At 59.8% G+C, this 22,280-nt stretch carries 19 protein-coding genes; 7 read left to right on the top strand and 12 right to left on the bottom strand.

The features are described from left to right. The first annotated feature begins 29 nt into the window (after positions 1–29). The 4 genes from nuoM to AC1DXW_RS10010 all read left to right on the top strand — a co-directional run bounded on the left by nuoM (position 30) and on the right by AC1DXW_RS10010 (position 4,057). Entirely contained in the window at positions 30–1,562 is a 1,533-nt protein-coding gene (gene nuoM, locus AC1DXW_RS09995) for an NADH-quinone oxidoreductase subunit M (protein WP_477753956.1), read from the top strand. Between the two features lie 7 nt (positions 1,563–1,569). Beyond that, positions 1,570–3,033: an NADH-quinone oxidoreductase subunit NuoN gene (nuoN, locus tag AC1DXW_RS10000; protein ID WP_108217843.1), complete on the top strand. Its 1,464-nt coding sequence runs from the start codon at positions 1,570–1,572 to the stop codon at positions 3,031–3,033. A gap of 266 nt (positions 3,034–3,299) precedes the next feature. Continuing rightward, the gene (locus AC1DXW_RS10005; protein WP_477753957.1) at positions 3,300–3,683 is read left to right on the top strand and encodes a type II toxin-antitoxin system Phd/YefM family antitoxin; all 384 of its coding nucleotides are present in this window, start codon (positions 3,300–3,302) and stop codon (positions 3,681–3,683) included. After that, positions 3,680–4,057: a type II toxin-antitoxin system VapC family toxin gene (locus AC1DXW_RS10010; RefSeq protein ID WP_477753958.1), complete on the top strand. Its 378-nt coding sequence runs from the start codon at positions 3,680–3,682 to the stop codon at positions 4,055–4,057. The genes AC1DXW_RS10005 and AC1DXW_RS10010 overlap by 4 nt, the downstream gene beginning before the upstream one ends. 197 nt (positions 4,058–4,254) lie before the next feature. Here the strand turns inward: AC1DXW_RS10010 and AC1DXW_RS10015 are convergent, their stop codons facing one another. Genes AC1DXW_RS10015 through AC1DXW_RS10040 form a run of 6 tightly spaced genes read right to left on the bottom strand, consistent with a single transcriptional unit; the run spans position 4,255 to position 10,211 of the window. Beyond that, positions 4,255–5,997 carry an ABC transporter substrate-binding protein gene (locus AC1DXW_RS10015; protein WP_477753959.1) on the bottom strand — a complete coding sequence of 581 codons (1,743 nt, stop codon included), beginning with the start codon at positions 5,995–5,997 and terminating at the stop codon, positions 4,255–4,257. 47 nt (positions 5,998–6,044) lie between these two features. Further along, entirely contained in the window at positions 6,045–6,317 is a 273-nt protein-coding gene (locus AC1DXW_RS10020; protein ID WP_095943787.1) for a DUF2160 domain-containing protein, read from the bottom strand. 10 nt (positions 6,318–6,327) lie between these two features. Further along, a complete protein-coding gene (locus AC1DXW_RS10025; protein WP_110662253.1) occupies positions 6,328–7,128 on the bottom strand; it encodes a carbohydrate ABC transporter permease in 801 nt (266 codons plus the stop codon). 10 nt (positions 7,129–7,138) lie between these two features. Continuing rightward, positions 7,139–8,005, bottom strand: a complete 867-nt coding sequence (locus tag AC1DXW_RS10030) for a carbohydrate ABC transporter permease (RefSeq protein ID WP_477753960.1) — start codon at positions 8,003–8,005, stop codon at positions 7,139–7,141. After that, on the bottom strand, positions 8,002–9,117 hold the full coding sequence (locus tag AC1DXW_RS10035; protein WP_477753961.1) for an ABC transporter ATP-binding protein: 1,116 nt from the start codon (positions 9,115–9,117) through the stop codon (positions 8,002–8,004). The genes AC1DXW_RS10030 and AC1DXW_RS10035 overlap by 4 nt, the downstream gene beginning before the upstream one ends. Next, the gene (locus AC1DXW_RS10040) at positions 9,117–10,211 is read right to left on the bottom strand and encodes an ABC transporter ATP-binding protein (protein ID WP_477753962.1); all 1,095 of its coding nucleotides are present in this window, start codon (positions 10,209–10,211) and stop codon (positions 9,117–9,119) included. Before AC1DXW_RS10040 ends, AC1DXW_RS10035 begins: the two co-directional genes overlap by 1 nt. A gap of 372 nt (positions 10,212–10,583) precedes the next feature. Between AC1DXW_RS10040 and AC1DXW_RS10045 the strand changes: the two genes are divergently transcribed. Then, on the top strand, positions 10,584–12,416 hold the full coding sequence (locus AC1DXW_RS10045; RefSeq protein WP_477753963.1) for a sigma-54-dependent Fis family transcriptional regulator: 1,833 nt from the start codon (positions 10,584–10,586) through the stop codon (positions 12,414–12,416). A 214-nt stretch (positions 12,417–12,630) separates the two neighbouring features. On the opposite strand, the gene cysS is transcribed toward AC1DXW_RS10045, so the two are convergent. Further along, positions 12,631–14,013 carry a cysteine--tRNA ligase gene (gene cysS / locus AC1DXW_RS10050; protein ID WP_477753964.1) on the bottom strand — a complete coding sequence of 461 codons (1,383 nt, stop codon included), beginning with the start codon at positions 14,011–14,013 and terminating at the stop codon, positions 12,631–12,633. 20 nt (positions 14,014–14,033) lie between these two features. After that, positions 14,034–15,731 carry a glutamine--tRNA ligase/YqeY domain fusion protein gene (locus AC1DXW_RS10055; RefSeq protein WP_477753965.1) on the bottom strand — a complete coding sequence of 566 codons (1,698 nt, stop codon included), beginning with the start codon at positions 15,729–15,731 and terminating at the stop codon, positions 14,034–14,036. A gap of 267 nt (positions 15,732–15,998) precedes the next feature. On the opposite strand from AC1DXW_RS10055, the gene AC1DXW_RS10060 reads away from it, so the two are divergent. Both AC1DXW_RS10060 and lpxH read left to right on the top strand, forming a co-directional pair. Further along, positions 15,999–16,502 carry a peptidylprolyl isomerase gene (locus AC1DXW_RS10060; protein ID WP_046037821.1) on the top strand — a complete coding sequence of 168 codons (504 nt, stop codon included), beginning with the start codon at positions 15,999–16,001 and terminating at the stop codon, positions 16,500–16,502. Continuing rightward, a complete protein-coding gene (gene lpxH, locus AC1DXW_RS10065; RefSeq protein WP_477755440.1) occupies positions 16,499–17,251 on the top strand; it encodes a UDP-2,3-diacylglucosamine diphosphatase in 753 nt (250 codons plus the stop codon). The genes AC1DXW_RS10060 and lpxH overlap by 4 nt, the downstream gene beginning before the upstream one ends. A 60-nt stretch (positions 17,252–17,311) precedes the next feature. Here the strand turns inward: lpxH and AC1DXW_RS10070 are convergent, their stop codons facing one another. The 4 genes from AC1DXW_RS10070 to AC1DXW_RS10085 form a co-directional block, all read right to left on the bottom strand. Further along, a complete protein-coding gene (locus AC1DXW_RS10070; protein WP_477755441.1) occupies positions 17,312–18,844 on the bottom strand; it encodes a DHA2 family efflux MFS transporter permease subunit in 1,533 nt (510 codons plus the stop codon). 188 nt (positions 18,845–19,032) lie between these two features. Further along, positions 19,033–20,235, bottom strand: a complete 1,203-nt coding sequence (locus AC1DXW_RS10075; protein ID WP_477755442.1) for an EmrA/EmrK family multidrug efflux transporter periplasmic adaptor subunit — start codon at positions 20,233–20,235, stop codon at positions 19,033–19,035. Positions 20,236–20,250: 15 nt separating this feature from the next. Then, complete coding sequence (locus tag AC1DXW_RS10080; RefSeq protein ID WP_477755443.1) at positions 20,251–21,720, bottom strand: efflux transporter outer membrane subunit; 1,470 nt, start codon at positions 21,718–21,720, stop codon at positions 20,251–20,253. After that, positions 21,717–22,190 carry a MarR family winged helix-turn-helix transcriptional regulator gene (locus AC1DXW_RS10085; protein WP_477755444.1) on the bottom strand — a complete coding sequence of 158 codons (474 nt, stop codon included), beginning with the start codon at positions 22,188–22,190 and terminating at the stop codon, positions 21,717–21,719. Before AC1DXW_RS10085 ends, AC1DXW_RS10080 begins: the two co-directional genes overlap by 4 nt. Positions 22,191–22,280: the final 90 nt, after the last annotated feature.

Consider the following 22,280-nt stretch of genomic DNA (forward strand, 5'->3'; position numbering starts at 1 on the left):
GCGAATTTGCGAAAGGAAACGAACCCGTCATGATTCTGCCTTGGCTAATCCTGATCCCCTTCATCGGCGGCCTGCTGTGCTGGATGGGTGAGCGCTTCGGCGCCACCCTCCCGCGCTGGATTGCGCTGATCACCATGTCCCTGCTGCTCTCCCTCGGCCTCTGGCTGTGGGCCAACGGTGACTATTCATTTGCTCCGGCACCGGGTGCCGATCCGACCTGGGCGCTTGAGTTCAAACACGTCTGGATCCAGCGCTTCGGCATCAATGTGCACCTGGCCCTCGACGGCCTGTCGCTGTTGATGATCATGCTGACCGGTCTGCTGGGTGTCCTCTCGGTACTCTGCTCGTGGAAAGAGATCCAGCGTCACGTTGGCTTCTTCCACCTGAACCTGATGTGGATCCTGGGCGGTGTCGTCGGCGTGTTCCTCGCCCTCGACCTGTTCATGTTCTTCTTCTTCTGGGAAATGATGCTGGTGCCGATGTACTTCCTCATCGCGCTCTGGGGTCACAGTTCTTCGGACGGCAAGAAAACCCGGATCTACGCGGCGACCAAGTTCTTCATCTTCACTCAGGCTTCCGGCCTGATCATGCTGGTGGCGATCCTGGGTCTGGTACTGGTCAACTTCAACGACACCGGCGTGATTACTTTCAACTACGCCGATCTGTTGAAAACCAGGATGTCGACGACTACCGAGTACATCCTGATGCTCGGCTTCTTCATCGCCTTCGCGGTCAAGTTGCCGGTCGTGCCGTTCCACTCCTGGCTGCCTGACGCTCACGCCCAGGCGCCGACCGCGGGTTCCGTGGACCTGGCCGGTATCTTGTTGAAGACTGCGGCGTATGGCCTGCTGCGTTTCGCCCTGCCGCTGTTCCCGAATGCCTCGGCCGAGTTCGCGCCGTTTGCGATGACCCTGGGTCTGATCGGGATTTTCTACGGTGCGTTCCTGGCGTTCGCGCAAACCGACATCAAGCGCCTGATTGCCTTCTCGTCCGTTTCCCACATGGGCTTCGTACTGATCGGCATCTACTCCGGCAGCCAACTGGCGCTGCAGGGTGCGGTGATGCAGATGCTGGCGCACGGTCTGTCGGCGGCGGCACTCTTTATCCTCTCCGGTCAGTTGTACGAGCGTACCCACACCCGCGACATGCGCGAGATGGGTGGCCTGTGGTCGAAGATCGCTTACCTGCCAGCCTTAAGCCTGTTCTTCGCAGCAGCTTCCCTGGGCTTGCCGGCGACCGGTAACTTTGTCGGTGAGTTCCTGATTCTGATCGGCACCTTCCCGATCGCTCCATGGGTCACCATCATCGCGACGTCCGGCCTGGTGTTCGGTTCGGTCTACTCGCTGATCATGATCCACCGTGCCTACTTCGGCCCGTCGAAATCGGACGCGGTGTTACATGGCATGGACGGTCGCGAAATGATCATGGTGGTCGGTCTGGCCGCACTGCTGATTTACATCGGCGTGTACCCACAACCGTTCCTCGATACCTCTGCCGCTACGATGCATGGCGTGCAGCAATGGCTCGGCACCGCCTTCACTCAACTCGCTTCGGCCCGGTAAGAGCGCTATGGAATTCACGACTCAACACTTTATCGCGCTAGCGCCGTTGTTGATCACCAGCGCCACGATCATCGTGGTGATGCTGGCGATCGCCTGGCGCCGCAACCACTCCCAGACCTTCCTGCTGTCGGTGGCGGGTCTGAACCTGGCACTGCTGTCGATCCTGCCTGCCCTGAAAGTCGCGCCCCTGGCCGTGACCCCATTGCTGCAGATCGACAGCTTCGCCTGCCTGTACATGGCGCTGATCCTGGTCGCCACCCTCGCCTGTGTGACCCTCGCCCATGCCTACCTCGGCGATGGCGGCACGGGTTACCCGGGCAACCGTGAAGAACTGTACCTGCTGATCCTGATGGCCGCCGCCGGTGGCCTGGTGCTGGTCAGCGCGCAGCACCTGGCCGGGTTGTTCGTCGGTCTGGAACTGCTCTCGGTACCGGTCTACGGTCTGGTGGCCTATGCCTTCTTCAACAAGCGTTCGCTGGAAGCCGGCATCAAGTACATGGTGCTGTCGGCTGCCGGTTCCGCGTTCCTGTTGTTCGGTATGGCCCTGCTCTACGCTGACGCCGGTTCCCTGAGCTTCGTCGGCATCGGCCAGGCGCTGGCGGCTACTGGCCTGCCAAGCTCTCTGGCTCAATTGGGCCTGGGCATGATGCTGATCGGCCTGGCGTTCAAGCTGTCGCTGGTACCCTTCCACCTCTGGACTCCGGACGTCTACGAAGGTGCTCCGGCACCGGTTGCAGCGTTCCTCGCTACCGCTTCCAAGGTTGCCGTGTTCGCGGTGATGGTGCGTCTGTTCCAGATCTCGCCAGCGGCGAGCAGCGGCGTGCTGAGCAACGTGCTGACCATCATCGCCATCGCGTCGATCCTGTTCGGTAACCTGCTGGCCCTGACCCAGAGCAACCTCAAGCGTCTGCTGGGTTACTCGTCCATCGCCCACTTCGGCTACCTGCTGATCGCCCTGGTGGCGAGCAAGGGTCTGGCCGTGGAAGCCATCGGCGTGTACCTGGTCACCTACGTGATCACCAGCCTCGGTGCTTTCGGTGTGATCACCCTGATGTCCTCGCCGTACAAAGGCCGTGACGCAGACGCCCTGTACGAATACCGCGGTCTGTTCTGGCGCCGTCCGTACCTGACCGCCGTACTGACCGTGATGATGCTGTCCCTGGCCGGTATCCCGCTGACCGCGGGCTTCATCGGCAAGTTCTACATCATCGCCACCGGTGTCGAATCGCACCAATGGTGGCTGGTCGGCTCCCTGGTACTGGGCAGCGCCATCGGCGTGTTCTACTACCTGCGTGTGATGGTCACCCTGTACCTGATCGAACCGAACCTGCGTCGAGTCGACGCCCAACTGCACTGGGAACAACGTGCAGGCGGCGTGATGCTGCTGGCCATCGCGGTACTGGCGTTCTTCCTCGGCCTGTACCCACAACCGTTGTTGAACCTGGTTCAACAGTCGGGCCTGGCGGGTTGATCGCTTGAGCGACACTCGGTAGTAAACAGAAACGGCACCTTCGGGTGCCGTTTTTGCGTTTGGGATCAAAGATCAAAAGATCGCAGCCTGCGGCAGCTCCTACATCGGGATGGCTTACACCCTGTAGGAGCTGCCGCAGGCTGCGATCTTTTGAGCTTTTTTCCCTACCCATTTTAAGAAGATGCTTGAGCGACGGTATGGAATAGCTGACATCCGATCATTGCTACCGATCGCTATGGTGCGTGAAAAGCCATTCGGAGCATTCCATGAAACGGGAAACCTATACGTTGCGGGACAGCAGTTTTGATTACTCACCCAATTTGACACATGACGATTTGACCTATCGTCAGCTTGCCTTTGTCGGCGCTCTGAATTCTGGCTATATTTGTCCAGAATTCAGGAGAAACGCCATGATCGTCGTTCCGCTGGCCGAAGCAAAAAACAACCTGTCCAAACTCGTCGATGATGCAGCAGCCGGACAGATCATTACGATTGCCAAACATGGTCGAGCCCTGGCTCGTCTGGTTCCCGTGGGAAAACCTTGCGCACAGCGTATCGGAGCGATGAAAGGCAAACTGGTTCTTCCTCAAGACTTTGACGCCCCCCTGCCCGACGACATGCTGGATGCTTTTGAGGGAACTCACGAATGAGGGTTCTGCTTGACACCCATGTTCTGCTTTGGACTCTCAGTGATGATCCAAGGCTAACTGGCAAGGCCAGAAAGATCATTGAAAACGCCGCCGACATTTACATCAGTGCAGCGACATTCTGGGAGATGGCAATCAAGCTCGGGCTAGGAAAGCTGAACGTCGATCTGGAGGAGATCCGTCAATACTGCCTCGAAAGCGGCTTCATCGAGTTGCCGGTAACGTCAGAACACGCCATTGCCGTAAAAGACCTCGAGCATCACCATCGTGACCCTTTCGACCGTTTGATTATTGCAACGGCCATCACAGAACCCATGAGACTCCTCACCGCCGATTCCGTGGTTGCTCAGTACACGGATTTGGCTGTTTTGGTCTGATCGGTCTGCGGTAATACATGCTTTGACCGTAACGCCCCCATCGCGAGCAAGCTCGCTCCCACAGTGACCGAGGATACCCGCAGATTTTGTGTATGACACAAAACCTGTGGGAGCGAGCTTGCTCGCGATGACGGTGGAACAGACACCAACAAAAACGGCACCTTCCGGTGCCGCTCGCCTTTCACATTACAACCATTTTACTTACGCGCCGCCTCCCACGATTTCAGCAGTTCGCTGTAGCTCACGGTCTCGCCCTTAGGCTTCTCATTCGCCAGTTTCGGCTTCGGTGCGCCCGGCTGGTCGAACCAGTATTGCGCATCGCGTTCCGGGTTCATTTTCGGGGCGCAGGTGGCTTGTGCCTTCGAGCGTTCCAGACGGCTCATGATTGCGTCCTGATCCTTGGCCAGGCCGTCCAGCGCCTCTTGCGGGGTTTTCTCGCCGCTGGCGGCTTCGGCGATGTGGCTCCACCACAACTGCGCGAGGCGAGGATAATCAGGCACGTTGGTCCCGGTCGGGGTCCATTGCACGCGGGCCGGGCTGCGGTAGAACTCCACCAGGCCACCGAGTTTCGGCGCCAGGTCGGTCATCGCTTGCGAGTTGATGTCCGACTCGCGAATCGGCGTCAGGCCGACGATGGTCTTCTTCAGCGACACGGTTTTCGAGGTCACGAACTGCGCATAGAGCCAGGCCGCCAGTTTCTGCTTCTCAGGCGTGGATTTCATGAAGGTCCAGGAACCCACGTCCTGATACCCCAGCTTCATGCCCTCTTCCCAGTACGGTCCGCGCGGTGACGGCGCCATGCGCCATTTCGGCGTGCCGTCGGCGTTCATCACCGCAAGACCCGGTTTGGTCATGTCGGCGGTGAAGGCGGTGTACCAGAAGATCTGCTGGGCGATGTTGCCCTGGGACGGCACCGGACCTGATTCGGAGAAGGTCATGCCCGCCGCTTCCGGTGGCGCGTACTTCTTCATCCAGTCGACATACTTGGTGGTGGCGAACACCGCCGCCGGGCCGTTGGTGTCGCCGCCGCGGGTTACGCTGGAACCCACCGGATGGCAATCCTCGACGCGGATGCCCCACTCGTCCACCGGCAAACCGTTGGGCAGCCCCTTGTCGCCGCCACCGGCCATGGAGAACCAGGCATCGGTGAAGCGCCAGCCCAGTGACGGGTCTTTCTTGCCGTAGTCCATGTGCCCGTAGACGCGTTTGCCGTCGATTTCCTTGACGTCTTCGCTGAAGAATTTGGCGATGTCTTCATAGGCTGACCAGTTCACCGGCACGCCCAGCTCATAGCCGTACTTTTCCTTGAACTTGGCCTTGAGGTCTGCGCGTTCGAACCAGTCAGCGCGAAACCAGTAGAGGTTGGCGAACTGCTGGTCAGGTAACTGGTAGATCTTGCCGTCCGGCGCGGTGGTGAACGAGATGCCGATGAAGTCCTTGATGTCCAGGGTCGGTGAGGTGAAGTTCTTGCCCTCGTTGGCCATCAGGTCGGTGATCGATTCCGTCTTGCCGTAACGAAAGTGCGTGCCGATCAGGTCCGAGTCGTTGACCCAGCCGTCATAGATGCTCTTGTCCGATTGCATCACGGTCTGCAATTTTTCCACCACGTCGCCTTCTTGCAGCAAGTCGTGGGTCACTTTGATGCCGGTGATTTCGGTGAAGGCCTTGGTCAGCACCTTGGACTCGTACTCGTGGGTGGCAATGGTTTCCGACACCACCTTGATGTCCATCCCGCGGAATGGCTCCGCCGCCTTGATGAACCACTTCAATTCCGCGAGCTGCTGATCGGCCGTCAGGGTGGACGGCTTGAACTCGCTGCCTATCCATTTTTTCGCGGCATCTTCGTAGGCATCGGCCCAGGCAGATGCGCTCAAACCGCTGAGTGCCAGCATGGCTGCCAATGAAATGCTATGTCGCAGCTTATTGTTTTTGTCGAACATAGAGACCTCCTGTTTAAGTTTCGGAGCAACATTGCCGAGCGATTCGACTAGCCCCAACGCATCACAGCCAACAGCCACACCAGGGACATCGCGAAGGCGACCCAGATGCTCCAGTCGGTGACGCCGATTACCAGCAAGTGCAGGTAGGCGCTGCCGAGAAGACCGATAAACAAGCGATCGCCACGGGTGGTGGCAATCGGCAGAAAACCACGCCGAAGGATGCTCGGCGAACGTAATTCCCAGGTGGTCATGACCACCAGAATCAGGGCAATCACGCTGAAGAATGCCGCCGTGGGGACGGTCCAGCTCATCCATTCCATCATCAGTTCCTCATACCCGGCCCAGGGCAAAGCCCTTGGCCACGTGGTTGCGAACAAACCAGATCACCAGCATGCCCGGCAGGATGGTCAACACCCCCGCCGCCGCCAGTACCCCCCAGTCGATACCGGATGCCGAGACGGTGCGGGTCATTACCGCCGCGATGGGTTTGGCGTTCACCGAGGTGAGGGTTCGCGCCAGCAGCAGTTCGACCCAGGAAAACATGAAGCAGAAGAACGCCGTGACACCGATGCCGGAGCCGATCAGCGGGATGAAAATCTTCACGAAGAACTTGGGAAAGCTATAGCCATCGATGTAGGCGGTTTCGTCGATTTCCTTGGGCACGCCGGACATGAAGCCTTCGAGAATCCATACCGCCAGCGGCACGTTGAACAGGCAGTGGGCCAGGGCCACGGCGATGTGGGTATCGAACAAGCCGATCGAGGAATACAGCTGGAAGAACGGCAACAGGAACACCGCCGGCGGCGCCATGCGGTTGGTCAGCAACCAGAAGAACAGGTGCTTGTCACCGAGGAAGCGGTAGCGCGAGAAGGCATAGGCCGCCGGTAGCGCCACGGTCAGGGAAATGATCGTGTTCAGGCTCACGTAGTACGCCGAGTTGATGTAGCCGGTGTACCAGCTCGGATCGGTGAAGATCACCTTGTAGTTGGCCAGGGTGAAATCCTGTGGGAAAAGCGTCAGGCCGCCGAGGATTTCGGTGTTGCTCTTGAAGGACATGTTCAGCAGCCAGTAGATCGGCACCAGCAGGAACAGGATGTAGAGCAGCAAGGGGATAAGTTTTCTTTTGCTCATGGCGCGGTCCTCAACGGTTGGCGTCAGAGTGAGTCATGGCGGTGTAGAACAGCCAGGACACCAACAGGATGATCAGGAAGTACACCAGCGAGAATGCCGCTGCCGGCCCCAGGTCGAATTGCCCTACGGCCATCTGGGTCAAGGTCTGACTGAGGAAGGTCGTGGCATTGCCAGGACCGCCGCCCGTGAGTACGAACGGTTCGGTGTAGATCATGAAACTGTCCATGAAGCGCAGCATCACCGCGATCAGCAGCACACTCTTGAGCTTGGGCAACTGGATATGCCGGAACACCGCCCAGGCCGAGGCACGGTCGATCCGCGCCGCCTGGTAATACACGTCGGGAATCGCCCGCAACCCGGAGAAGCACAACAGCGCCACCAGCGAGGTCCAGTGCCAGACGTCCATCACCAGCACCGTGACCCAGGCGTCCATGGTGTTCGCCGCATAGTTGTAGCTGATGCCCATGGCCTTGAGACTCGCCCCCAGCAGGCCGATATCGGCGCGGCCAAAGATCTGCCAGATGGTGCCGACCACGTTCCACGGGATCAGCAACGGGATTGCCAGCACGATCAACACCACCGAAGACCAGCGGCCCTTGGTCGGCATGGTCAGGGCAATGGCGATGCCCAGCGGAATTTCGATCAGTAGCACACAGGCGGAATAGATGAACTGACGCAGCAACGAGTCATGCAGCCTCGGGTCGAGCAGCACCTGCTTGTACCAGTCGGCGCCGACGAAATAACGGCTGGACTGGTCGAAGATGTCCTGCACCGAATAGTTGACCACGGTCATCATCGGGACCACCGCACTGAATGCCACCAGCAGGAACACCGGCAGTACCAGCCACCAGGCCTTGTTGTTCTGCACCTTGTTCATGGCTGCACCTCAATGTTGGCTTGGGTTTCCAGGAGGAATTCGTCGGCATAGACCATCAGCCATTGCGCCGGAAAACTGATGTAGGCCGTGCCTTGCGGCACCAATTTGTCTTCGGCCAGGCGCACCTTCAGGGGGACGCCATCGAGGTTGAGGGTCATGATTTTGTAGGTGCCCAGGTCTTCGACGTGTACGACCTGTGCCCGCAGCGCGTCATCAAAGGCTTCGTCCCACACATGGACGAACTCCGGTCGAATGCCGACCTTCAGGGTTTTCCATTCGGACTCGGCGATGCGCTGCTGCATGGCCTCGGACAGCGGCAGATGGGTCGAGGCAAAACCGACTCCACCCGGTTGCGGCTGCACTTCGATCAGGTTCATCCCCGGACTGCCAATGAAGTAGCCGACAAAGGTGTGGCTCGGGCGCTCGAACAATTCCCTTGGCGTGCCGAACTGCACGATCTGCCCGCCGTACATCACCGCAATCTTGTCGGCGAAGGTCGAGGCCTCCAGCTGATCGTGGGTGACGTAGACCATGGTGATGTTGAACTGCTCGTGGATCTGCTTGAGCTTGCGCCGCAGTTTCCACTTCAGGTGCGGGTCGATCACCGTCAGCGGCTCGTCGAACAGGATCGCCGACACGTCATCGCGCACCAGCCCGCGGCCCATGGAGACTTTCTGTTTTTCGTCGGCGGTGAGGTTGCGCGCCTTCTTGTAAAGCAATGCCTGGAGGTCGAGGACTTCAGCGATTTCCTGCACTTTGCTGTGAATTTTCGCTTCCACCATGCCTTGATTGCGCAACGGGAAGGCCAGGTTGTCGAACACCGTCATGGTGTCGTAGACCACCGGAAACTGGAAAACCTGGGCGATGTTGCGCTTCTCCGGGGTCAGGTCATTGACCGCTTTGCCGTCGAACAGCACATGGCCCTGGGACGGGCTGAGCAGCCCGGAAATGATGTTGAGCAAGGTCGATTTCCCACAGCCCGATGGTCCGAGCAACGCGTAGGCGCCGCCCTGCTCCCAGATGTGGTCCATCTCGCGGATCGCGTAGTCCTCAGGTCCCACCGGGGTTTTGGTGTAACTGTGGGCGAGGTTGTGCAAACGGATTTCGGCCATCAGGCAACCCTCGTGACACGCCGGCCCGGCGCCTGGACCAGCCGCCCCTGCGTATCGAACACAAACAGTTTATGGGTCGGGATGTAGATGCGGATCGGCGCATCGACGTCGTATTCGTGAACACCCGGCAAGTGCAGCACCAGCAGGAAGTGCTCGTTGCGCACGTGAAGAAAGGTTTCCGAGCCGCTGATTTCCGCGACTTCGACGGTCACCGCCAACTCGAGGTCATCGTCGTTGCTCGGCACCAGCGAGATATGACTGGGCCGCACGCCGAAACGGAACTCGCCCTCGCCCACCGGACGTAAATCGACGTTCAACGGAAAGTGCACGAAGTTGGCGAAACTCACTTCGTTGCCGGCAATGCGTCCCGGCATCAGGTTGATCGGCGGCTCGGAGAACAGCTCGGCCGCCAGCACCGTTTGCGGCTGGTGATAGACCGAGGAAGAGCGGCCGCTCTGGATCACCCGGCCTTCGTGAAGAATGGTCGTGGTACCGCCCAGAGCCAGGGCTTCGTTGGGCTCGGTGGTGGCGTAGATCGCAATGGTGTGGCGCGCCTTGAACAGCTCGCGCATTTCCTGGCGCAGCTCTTCACGCAACTTGTAGTCGAGGTTGACCAGCGGTTCGTCGAACAGGATCAGCTCGGCATCCTTGACCAGCGCCCGGGCCATGGCCGTGCGCTGTTGCTGGCCGCCGGAGAGTTCGAGGGGATGGCGCTGGAGGAATTTCTCGATGCGCAGCATCTTCGCGGTTTCCAGCACCTTGCTCTGGATCAGCTCGCTGGATACACCGGCCTGGCGCAGCGGCGAGGCGATGTTCTCGAAGACGGTCATGGTCGGGTAATTGATGAACTGCTGATACACCATCGACACATTGCGCAGGCGCACTGGGCGCTGGGTGACATCGACGCCGTTCATCAGGATGCGGCCGCTGTCGGGCTTGTCCAGACCGGCCATCAAGCGCATCAGGCTGGTTTTGCCGGACAAGGTGCGACCCAGCAAAACGTTGAAGGAACCGGGTTCAAAACTCAGGTTGGCATCGTCGATCCAGGTCTGGCCCTCGACGGTGCGGCTGACGTGCTCCAGGGTTAATGACATGGCTCGGCCTTTTTTTTTTGGAGTCAAGCGACCGGAGCTACATAGCGACATCCGTGCCAAAAAATTCAAGCTATTGATTCAGCTTAAAATTCCCGAACGGGACGTACAAACCGCGTTCGTTGCTGAACACAAATGAACAATCGAAAATGAACAATTGAACAGTTCACCCATTGACAGTGAACAATAGTGAACAACACTCTACGGACTGTTCACGGCCCCTGTAGGAGCGAGCTTGCTCGCGATGGACGTTAACGTTGACGAGGGCTGCCTGAATAAACGCGGCGCTCTCACGTGCATCGCGAGCAAGYTCGCTCCTACAGGGATCGGCGCTATCCCATAAAAACAATAAAGATTGTTCAGAGATCGACCGCCATGGCCGCACCTGCCTCGCCGCTGTCCCACGACGCCATCATCCAGGACTCCTGGTCCCGTTGCCGCGCGTTCGGTCTCAGTCATCAGAGCACACCGGCATTCGACCAATTGCCGGCAGCGGGCATTGCGCAATTGCTGGAGAGCCAACATTCACTGGTGCAAACCACCCACCAGGAAGTGCTGCCCTACTACGAGAACATCCTGAGCAATTCCAATTGCCTGATCATGCTCGCCGACCATCAGGGCCAGGTGCTCACGTCGTGGGGAACGCAGCGCTTTATCGAACCCAAACTGGCACGGGGGTTCAGCGCCGGCGCCAGCTGGATGGAACGCTGCAGCGGCACCAACGCCATTGGCACCGCCCTGGCCTGTGAACAAGCGGTGCACATCGAGCACGACGAACATTTCCTCAAGGCCAACCGCTTCATGACCGGCTCCGCCGCGCCGATTTTCGATGCCGAGCGCAAGGTGATCGCGGTGCTGGACGTGTCCAGTGACAGCTACCTGCCGCCCTCCCACACCCTGGGCATGGTCAAGATGATGAGCCAGACCGTGGAAAACCGGCTGATCCTCAACCTGTTCCATGGCCAGCATTTCCAACTGACGTTCAACACCGGACTGAACAACCTCGACAGTCAGTGGGCGGGGCTGCTGATATTCGATGAGACTGGCCAAGTGTTGTCGGCCAATCGCCGGGCCGACAACCTGCTGGGCATCAGCCTGTCGCGGGTCAGTGTCGAAAGCCTGTTCAAGGTCTCGCTGCTGGAGTTGCTCAACCAGCCCGAAGGCCTGCCCTTCGCCCTGCAGACCTCGGGGCGCAACCGCTTCCAGTGCCTGTTGAAGCGGCCGAAACAGGCATCAATTCAACCTCGAGTGTTCACCGAACCGGTTGTAGCGGTACCCGCGGCCATCAGCCTCAACACCCTGCACTTCGGCGACAGTCGCGTGGAAAAAGCCGTGCGTCAGGCCGAGCGTTTGCTGGAAAAAGACATTCCCTTGTTGATCCACGGTGAAACCGGGGTCGGCAAGGAAGTGTTCGTCAAAGCCCTGCATCAAGCCAGCTCGCGCAGCAAACAAGCGTTCATCGCCGTCAACTGTGCAGCGATTCCCGCCGAACTGGTGGAGTCCGAGTTGTTCGGCTATGAGAAAGGCGCGTTCACCGGCGCCAACCAGAAAGGCAGCATCGGGCTGATCCGCAAGGCTGACAAAGGCACGCTGTTTCTCGACGAAATCGGTGACATGCCGCTGCCGACCCAGGCGCGCCTGTTGCGGGTGTTGCAGGAGCGTTGCGTGCAACCGGTGGGCAGCAGCGAGTTGTTCCCGGTGGACTTGCGCATCATTTCCGCGACCAATCGCTCGTTGCGCGAACAGGTACAACTGGGGCGGTTTCGTGAAGACCTGTATTACCGCATCGGCGGCCTGACTCTGGAATTGCCACCGTTAAGAGAGCGCAGCGATAAAGAGGCACTGTTCAAACGCTTGTGGGAACAGCACCGCGAACTGAGTCAGTGGGCTGGGTTGAGTCACGAAGTGATGGAGTTGTTCAGCCGCCACCCGTGGCCGGGGAATTTGCGCCAGGTCAGCAGTGTGATGCAGGTGGCATTGGCGATGGCCGAGGAACAACCGATAAGGCCGGAGCATTTGCCGGATGATTTTTTTGTTGATCTGGAGATGGAGCCGGTCGATACGCCGGAACCGTTAGCCGTGGATCTGAATGATGCCGAAGATTTGAACCGGCAGTTGCAGGCGGCGGGGGGGAATATTTCGTATCTGGCGAGGCGATTGGGGGTGAGCAGGAATACCCTTTACAAGCGGTTGCGCCAGGTTGAATGACAGGTTAGCCGCACTGGCGGTACTCGACTTGAGACCATCGCGAGCAAGCTCGCTCCCACAGGTTCAGAGATGCCCACAGATTTTGTGTTCGACACGGACACTGTGGGAGCGAGCTTGCTCGCGATGGCGCCAGCCCTGTCAACACAAGCCTGGAGTCCAACCCCATAAACAAAAACCCGCACAAGGCGGGTTTTGTCTGTAATAAGCAAAGCAATCAGTCAGCCAAACGCCAGGTCGTACCGCCCTTGCCGTCTTCCAGCACCACGCCCATGGCAGTGAGCTGGTCGCGGATGCGGTCAGATTCGGCCCAGTCCTTGCCGGCACGCGCTGCCAGGCGCGCTGCAATCAGCGCCTCGACTTCGGCTGCATCGACGCGCCCTTCGGCGCCAGCCTGCAGGAAGTCATCGGCTTCGAGCTGCAATACACCCAACACGCTGGCCAGCTCTTTCAAACGCGCCGCCAGACCGGCCGCTGCGTTCAGGTCGCTCTCGCGCAGGCGGTTGATCTCGCGGACCATCTCGAACAGTACCGCGCAGGCTTCCGGCGTGCCGAAGTCGTCGTTCATCACCTGGGTGAAACGCTCGACGAAGGCTTCGCCGCCAGCCGGTGCAACGTTCGGCAGGCCTTTCAACGCGTGGTAGAAACGCTCCAGGGCGCCCTTGGCGTCCTTGAGGTTGTCTTCCGAGTAGTTGATGGCGCTGCGGTAGTGACTCGACACCAGCAGGTAACGCACGACTTCCGGGTGGTACTTGTCGAGCACGTCGCGAATGGTGAAGAAGTTGTTCAAGGACTTGGACATCTTCTCGCCATTGATACGGATCATGCCGCAATGCATCCACGCGTTGGCGTAGGTCTTGCCGGTGGCCGCTTCGCTCTGGGCGATTTCGTTTTCGTGGTGCGGGAACTCGAGATCGCTGCCGCCGCCATGAATGTCGAAGGTCTCGCCCAGGCAGCAGGTGGACATCACCGAGCATTCGATGTGCCAGCCCGGACGCCCGGCGCCCCACGGCGATGGCCAGCTCGGTTCGCCCGGCTTGGTGGCTTTCCACAGCACGAAGTCCAGCGGGTCCTGCTTGGACTCGTCGACTTCGATCCGTGCGCCGATGCGCAGGTCTTCGATCTTCTTGCGCGACAGCTTGCCGTAACCCATGAACTTGGCGACGCGGTAGTACACGTCGCCATTGCCCGGGGCGTAGGCGTAACCCTTGTCGATCAGGGTCTGGATCATGCTCAGCATGCCCGGAATGTGATCGGTGGCACGCGGTTCCATGTCCGGCTTGAGGATGTTGAGGCGCGCCTCGTCCTCATGCATAGCAGTGATCATGCGTTCGGTCAGCGCGTCGAACGGTTCGCCGTTCTCGCGGGCACGATTGATGATCTTGTCTTCGATGTCGGTGATGTTGCGCACGTAGGTCAGGTTATAACCGCTGAACCGCAACCAGCGGGTCACCAGGTCAAACGCGACCATGCTGCGGCCGTGGCCAATGTGGCAGTAGTCGTACACGGTCATCCCGCAGACATACATGCGCACGTTGTTGCCATCCAAAGGCTTGAAAACTTCTTTGCTCTTGGTGAGCGTGTTGTAGATCGTAAGCACGTTAGTTCCTTGACGCTAAATCACTGGCCCCACGAATCACGCAGGGTCACGGTACGGTTGAATACCGGCTGACCTGGTTTCGAGTCCTTGATATCCGCGACGAAGTAACCTTCGCGCTCGAACTGGAAACGGTCTTCCGGCTGTGCATTGCCCAGCGAAGGCTCGGCACGACAACCGGTGAGTACCTGCAGCGAATCAGGGTTGATGTTGTCCAGGAAACTGGCGCTGTCTTCGGCCTTCTCAGGGTTGGCCGAACGGAACAGACGATCGTACAGGCGCACTTCGCACTCGACGCTGGCCGCGGCCGGCACCCAGTGGACCACACCTTTGACCTTGCGACCTTCCGGGTTCTTGCCCAGGGTGTCCGGATCGTACGAGCAGCGCAGTTCGACGATGTTGCCATCGGCGTCCTTGATCGCTTCGTCGGCGCGGATCACGTAGCTGCCGCGCAGACGCACTTCACCGGCCGGTTCCAGGCGCTTGTAGCCTTTTGGCGGCTCTTCCATGAAGTCTTCACGGTCGATGTAGATTTCACGGGCGAACGGCAGTGCGCGCACGCCCATGTCTTCTTTCGGGTGGCACGGCAGCTCGAGATTCTCGACCTGGCCTTCCGGGTAGTTGGTGATCACGACTTTCAGCGGACGCAACACGCACATGGCGCGCGGGGCGCTGTGGTCGAGGTCGTCACGGATGCTGAATTCGAGCATGCCGAAGTCCACCACGCCGTCGGAACGGTTGGTGCCGATCATTTCGCAGAAATTGCGGATCGATTTCGGCGTGTAGCCACGGCGGCGGAAGCCCGACAGCGTGGACATGCGCGGGTCGTCCCAGCCGTTGACGTGCTTTTCATCGACCAGTTGCTTGAGCTTGCGCTTGCTGGTGATGGTGTAGTTCAGGTTCAGGCGGCTGAACTCGTACTGGCGCGGGTTGGCCGGCACTGGCAAGTGCTCGAGGAACCACTCGTACAGCGGACGGTGGCTTTCGAACTCCAGGGTGCAGATCGAATGGGTAATGCCTTCGATGGCGTCCGACTGACCGTGGGTGAAGTCGTAGTTCGGGTAGATGCACCACTTGTCACCGGTCTGGTGGTGGTGGGCGTGACGGATGCGATACATGATCGGGTCGCGCAGGTTCATGTTCGGCGAGGCCATGTCGATCTTGGCCCGCAGCACCCGTGCGCCGTCCTTGAACTCGCCGGCTTTCATTCGGGCAAACAGATCCAGGTTCTCTTCGACGCTGCGCTCGCGAAACGGGCTGTTCTTGCCCGGCTCGGTCAGGCTGCCACGGTATTCCTTGGCTTGTTCCGGGGTCAGGTCATCAACGTAGGCATTGCCGGATTTGATCAACTCCACCGCCCAGTCATGCAACTGGTCGAAATACTGCGAGGCGTAGCGCACTTCACCGGACCACTCGAAGCCCAGCCATTTGACGTCGCTTTCGATCGCGTCGATGTATTCCTGGTCTTCCTTGGCCGGGTTGGTGTCGTCGAAACGCAGGTGCGTGACGCCGCCGAACTCCTGGGCCAGGCCGAAGTTCACGCAGATCGACTTGGCGTGGCCGATGTGCAGGTAGCCGTTGGGTTCAGGCGGAAAACGGGTGACGATCTGCGTGTGCTTGCCCGATTCCAGGTCTGCCTGGATGATCGGCCGCAGGAAATTGACCGGCACGGCAGGGCCGGTCTTGGCATTCGAGGTAGGGTCGACAGTGGGCTTGCTCATAGGATCCTTGAACGTACAAGTGCGTGGCCGTAATGAAGGCCGGACAAAACAAAGCCGCTATCATAGCCGATGCCGTCAAGTACCTGACAGAGCGCACTCTGTAAACCGTCGTATTTAATAGGCCGTAAATGAAAAAACAGCCTCGAAATTCGTGCCTGTCACGCTAAACTGCGCACCTTGGCCGAGACAGGCTGAACCGGTTGCGGGACGGAATGTCCCAAAACCACGAATTCCTTAGAAACGCTTCTCCTTAAAAGAGTCCCGATCATGACCCAAGTCAAACTGACTACCAACCATGGCGACATCGTCCTCGAACTGAACGCCGACAAAGCCCCGATCACCGTGGCCAACTTCGTCGAGTACGTTAAAGCCGGTCACTACGAAAACACCGTTTTCCACCGTGTCATCGGTAACTTCATGATCCAGGGCGGCGGTTTCGAGCCAGGCATGAAAGAAAAGAAAGACAAGCGCCCAAGCATCCAGAACGAAGCTGACAACGGCCTTTCCAACGACAAGTACACCGTCGCCATGGCCCGCACCATGGAGCCGCATTCGGCTTCCGCACAGTTCTTCATCAACGTGGCCGACAACAGCTTCCTCAACCACAGCGGCAAGAACGTTCAGGGCTGGGGCTACGCGGTATTCGGTAAAGTGACCGCCGGCACCGACGTTGTCGACAAGATCAAAGGCGTGGCCACCACTTCCAAGTCCGGCCACCAGGACGTACCAGCAGACGACGTGATCATCGAGAAAGCCGAGATCATTGAGTGATATTGCTGATTTCAGACTTGCATCTGGAAGAGGAGCGCCCGGACATTACCCGGGCGTTTCTGGATTTGCTCGCCGGACGCGCCCGCTCGGCGAGTGCGTTGTACATTCTGGGCGATTTCTTCGAGGTGTGGATCGGCGACGACGCCATGACACCCTTCCAGCGCTCCATCTGCCAGGCCCTGCGCGATTTGAGCGACAGCGGCACGGCCATTTTCCTGATGCACGGCAATCGCGACTTCATGCTCGGCAAGGCCTTCTGCAAACAGGCCGGCTGCACCCTGCTGAAAGACCCGAGTGTCGTGCAATTCAACGGCGAACCGGTGCTGTTGATGCACGGCGACAGCCTGTGCACCCGCGACGAAGGCTATATGAAGCTGCGTCGCTACCTGCGTAACCCGATCACCCTGTTTATCCTGCGCAACCTGCCGTTAAGCACCCGGCACAAGCTGGCACGCAAGCTGCGCAGTGAAAGCCGTGCGCAGGTGCGGATGAAGGCCAATGACATCGTCGATGTCACGCCCGAGGAAATTCCGCGGATCATGCAGGAGTACGGGGTGAAAACCTTGATCCACGGGCATACCCATCGTCCCGCGATTCACAAGTTGCAGCTTGGCGAGCAAGCGGCCCGGCGCATTGTGCTGGGGGATTGGGATCGTCAAGGGTGGGCGTTGCAGGTGGATGAGCAAGGGTTTGCGCTGGCGCCGTTTGATTTCACTCCGCCACCACCACTCGCTGCACCCGCGAACTAACTACCAAACACAACCCCTTTAGGAGCGAGCCTGCTCGCTCCTAAAGGGGTTGTGCGGTGTTTAGTGTCCCGCTGAAGCCGCAGGCCCCGCCTTGGCAGTAAACGGCGGCTTGGCCAGCCATACAATCAGGATCAACCCCATGAACATCCAGCCCAGCAAGGTGAAGTAATCCACCGTGGACATGATGTACGCCTGGCTGATCACCGTCTGCTCCAGCTGCGTGTAGGCCTTGACCCCTGCCCCGCCAAGGTTGGTCAGCGCTTCGCGGGTCGCCGGATCGAACGGGGTGATGCTTTCGGTCAGGTAGGCGTGATGCTGATCCGCCCGGCGAATCCAGATCCAGGTGGTCAACGACGCCGCGAAACTGCCGCCCAAGGTACGCAAGAACGTCGCCAGCCCCGAACCGTCGGCAATCTGGCTCGGTGGCAGGTCCGACAGCAGGATGGTCAGGGTCGGCATGAAGAACAGCGCCACGCCGATCCCCATGAACAACTGCACCAGCGCGATGTGCTGGAAGTCCACTTCATTGGTGAAGCCTGCGCGCATGAAACAGCTCAGGCCGATGGCCAGGAACGCCCCGCCCGCCAGCACGCGCATGTCGAATCGCGGCGCGTACTTGCCGACAAACGGCGACAGCAGCACCGGCAGGATCCCCAGCGGCGCCACGGCAAAACCTGCCCAGGTCGCGGTGTAGCCCAGTCGCGTCTGCAACCATTGCGGCAGGATCAGATTGATCCCGAAGAACCCGGCGTACCCCAGAATCAACACGATGGTGCCGTAACGGAAGTTGCGATGGGCGAACAGGCGCAGGTTGACCACCGGGTGTTCGTCGGTCATTTCCCAGATCACGAAGAACGCCAGGGCCACCACCGAAATCACCGAGCCGATCACGATGAAGCTGGATTCGAACCAGTCGGCATCGTTGCCCTTGTCGAGCACGATCTGCAGCGCCCCGACGCCAATGATCAGCGCGATCAGACCGACGTAATCCATCGGTTGGCGGCTGGTGACCACCGGACGCTTTTTCATCTGCCGAGTCACCACCCATGCCGCGAACAGGCCGATCGGCACATTGATAAAGAAGATCCACGGCCAGCTATAGCTGTCAGTGATCCAGCCGCCGAGGATCGGCCCGGCAATCGGCGCGACCACCGTCACCATTGCCAGCAATGCCAGTGCCATCCCCCGTTTCGCTGGAGGATAAACGGCAATCAACAAGGTCTGGGTCATCGGGTACAACGGCCCCGCCACCACCCCTTGCAGCACCCGGAAGCCCACCAGCTCGGGCATTGAGGTGGAAATCCCGCACAAAAACGAGGCCAGCACGAACAGCAGTGTCGCCCAGACAAACAGCTTCACCTCGCCAAAACGACGACTGAGCCAACCGGTCAACGGCAAGGCGATGGCGTTACTCACGGCGAACGAGGTGATGACCCAGGTGCCCTGCTCCGAACTCACGCCCAGGTTGCCGGAGATCGTCGGCAACGCCACGTTGGCGATGGTGGTGTCGAGCACTTGCATGAAGGTCGCCAGCGACAGGCCGATGGTGCTGAGCAGCAGGCTGGGTGGCGTGAAAGACGCGTTATTGCTCATCGCGAATCCTTTGGAGCTGAATTTTTTGGAGCAGGATTGGCGCTGCGCCTGTTACAGACGCAACTGGCCCTGTGGGAGCGAGCTTGCTCGCGATTGCGTCGGTTCAGTCGACATTGATGTTGAATGTCAGTCCGCTATCGCGAGCAAGCTCGCTCCCACAGAGGTCGGTGTGATGACGGATTGGCGAATCAGCGTTGCGCGGTTTTGCTGACCGCGGCGCTGTTGTCGTGGATCAACTGGGTGATCATCGCGTCGGCCTCGGCCAACTGACGGTCGTAGACGTTAGTGCTGAACGAAGCCTTCTGCGGCGGTTGTTGCGCCAACACCGGCCCGCTCTGGTCGCGCAGATTCACATCGACCATGGTCGACAGGCCAACCCGCAACGGGTGTTTTGCCAGCTCTTCGGCGTTGACGTGGATCCGCACCGGCACGCGCTGCACGATCTTGATCCAGTTACCGGTGGCGTTCTGCGCCGGCAGCAGGGCAAAGGCGCTGCCGGTCCCGGCGCCGAGGCTGTCGATGGTGCCGCTGTATTTGACGTCGCTGCCGTAGAGGTCGGTTTCGATCTCGACCGGCTGGCCGATGCGCATGTCACGCAGCTGGGTTTCCTTGAAGTTGGCGTCGATCCACAGTTGATCCAGCGGAATCACCGCCATCAGCGCGGTACCTGGTTGCACGCGCTGGCCAAGTTGTACAGAACGCTTGGCCACGTAACCGGTCACCGGTGCAATCAGCGTACTGCGCGAGTTATTCAAGTACGCCTGACGCAGTTGTGCGGCAGCGGCCATTACGTCCGGGTGCGACGAAACCACGGTGTCATCGACCAGCGCGCTGGTGGTCTTGAGCTTTTGTTCGGCGTTGGCCAGGGCGTTTTGCGCCGAGGTCAGGTCGTCGCGGGCATGGGACAGCTCTTCCTGGGAAATCGCCCCGCCAGCGGCGAGATTCTTCCGTCGGTTGAAGTTGTCCTGGGCCTTTTGCACTTCGGCTTTCTGGGCGTTGACCTGGGCTTTCATGCCATCCACATCGCTGTACAAGCCACGCACCTGACGCACGGTGCGCGCCAGGTTGGCCTGGGCGTTTTGCAGGCCGATTTCGGCATCGTTCGGGTCGAAGTTCACCAGCACCTGGCCTTCATGGACCAGATCGCCGTCGTCGGCACCGATGCTGACCACGGTGCCGGTGACCAGCGGCGTGATTTCCACCACGTTGCCGTTCACATAGGCGTCGTCGGTGCTTTCGCTCCAGCGCCCGTAGAACTCGTGGTAGGCCCAGACGCCCGCGCCGCTCAGCACGACGACGGCCGCCAGGATCAACAACATGAATTTGCGCTTGCCCGAATTGGGGTTGCCCTGGGTGTTTTCAGGAGGTTGAGTTGTATCGGCAGTGGCCATGACAAGTACCTTGAATTAGTGGGTCAGCGTGGCTGGCGCGGCGGTGGCCGAGGCAATGGCCTCAGGCTGGAAACCGCCGCCCAGCGCCTGCATCAACTGGATCGACAGGTCAATCTGCTCGGCATTCAGGTTGGCCAGCTGGCGCTGGGCCTGGAGCAGTTGCTGCTCGATGCTGAGCACGTCCAGGTAGTTGCCGATGCCGGAACCGTAACGCTGGACCACGGTGTTGTAGGAATCCTGGGCGATGTCGGTGGCGTGCTGCTGGGCAGCGATCTGCCGGCCGATATCGCGCAACTGGTTGATACTGTCACTGACATCCCCCAGCGCCTTCACCAGGTTTTTGTTGTACTGCGCCACGGCGAGGTCGTAATCGGCGTCGCGCGAATCGAGGTCGGCGCGCAAGCGACCACCGTCGAAGATCGGCACCGAGATCGTCGGTGCAATGTTGAAGAAGCGGCTGGCCGAACCAAACATCGCATCCCCCAACAGGGATTCGGCACCGGCGGCGGCACTGAGGTTCAGGTTGGGATAGAACCGGGTCTTGCCGGCGTCGATGCTTTTGCTCGCCGCCTCGACCCGCCAGCGCGCGGCCACCAGGTCCGGGCGACGTCCGAGCAACTCGGCCGGCAGCACCGAAGGTAGCGCTACCGCACTCGGCTGAAGAATGTTGGGTCGGGCAATTTCATTGCCACGGTCCGGGCCTTTGCCGAGCAGCACCGCGAGAGCGATTTTCGCGCTGTTCAAGCGCTTTTCGGCGTCGATCAGGTTGGCCTGGGAAGTGGCTTCCAGGCTTTCGGTCTGCTGGAACTGGTACTGGCTGTCGATCCCGGCAGTCAGGCGCCGCTGGCTCAGGTCGAGCATTTGCCGGGTGCGCTTGAGGTCTTCGTTGGACAGGTCATAGACGATGTGTGCCTGGCCGAGATCGCTGTAGGCCCGGGCGACATCGGCGGCCAGCGTCAATTGCGCAGCCTGCTGGTCGACTTCGGCGGCGCGGGCCTGGCCGAGGGCCGCTTCCCAGGCATCGCGCTGACCGCCCCACAGGTCGAAGTTGTAATTGAAACTGGTGCTGATGTTGCGAATGGTGGCGTACGTGTCGCCCTGCCCGCGCGGATCCTGGTCCCGGGCCTGGCGCGAGCGGCTGACACCGGCGCTGGCATCCAGGGTCGGCATCCGCTCGGCGTCGACTGCGGAAGCGGCAGCGCTGGCCTGATGGGCACGGGCGTCGGCGATCTGCATGTCCGGGCTGTCGCGCAAGGCCTCGCGGATCAGGCCGTCGAGTTGCGGGTCGCCGAGGCTTTTCCACCAGTCGCTTTTCGGCCAGGCGGCCGGCGACAACGTCACGCCGCTGAGGGATTGTCCGGCCTTGAGGTTTTTCGCGTCGAGGCTGACGCCTTCGGTTTTCAGGCCGCTATAACTGGCGCAACCGGCGACGCTCATGGCCAACAGCACCAGGCTCAGACCGGTACGCAAGGGGGTACTGCTCATTTGTCACCTACCCGCAGCAGGGTGATCGCGTCACCGGCTGCCACCAAAATTTTCTTCAGGATCAACTCCAGGGTTTTCAGCTCCTCTGGAGTGATGGCACCGGCCAGTTCATTCATGGCTTCGGCGCCGATGTGCGGCAGCAGCCCGGCGAGCTTCTGCCCTTCTTCCGTGAGCACAAGCTGCACTTGGCGACGATCCGCCTCGGAGCGTTGGCGAGCGAGGAAACCTTTCTGTTCCAGACGATCGAGCATGCGGGTCATTGAACCGCTGTCCAGGGACAGGTGGCGGCACAACTCGCCCGGCGAATCGACGCCGAACTGGGCCATGATGATCAACACCTTGAACTGCGCGGCAGTGATGCCGTGGGGTTCCATGTGGGTGTCGATGATCCGGTCCTTGAGCAGCGCGGCGCGTCCGAGCAACAAACCGAGATGGCAATTCTGGAAATCGTCTGGAGAGAAATGTTTCATCTGACCACCAATTAGCTGCCTAGGCAGTGAATGTATGTCGAGATATTACTGCCTAAGCAGCGAATGTCAACGTAATAGTTAGGAAGCTTT

The sequence above is a fragment of the Pseudomonas sp. P4_C4 genome (assembly GCF_056402055.1).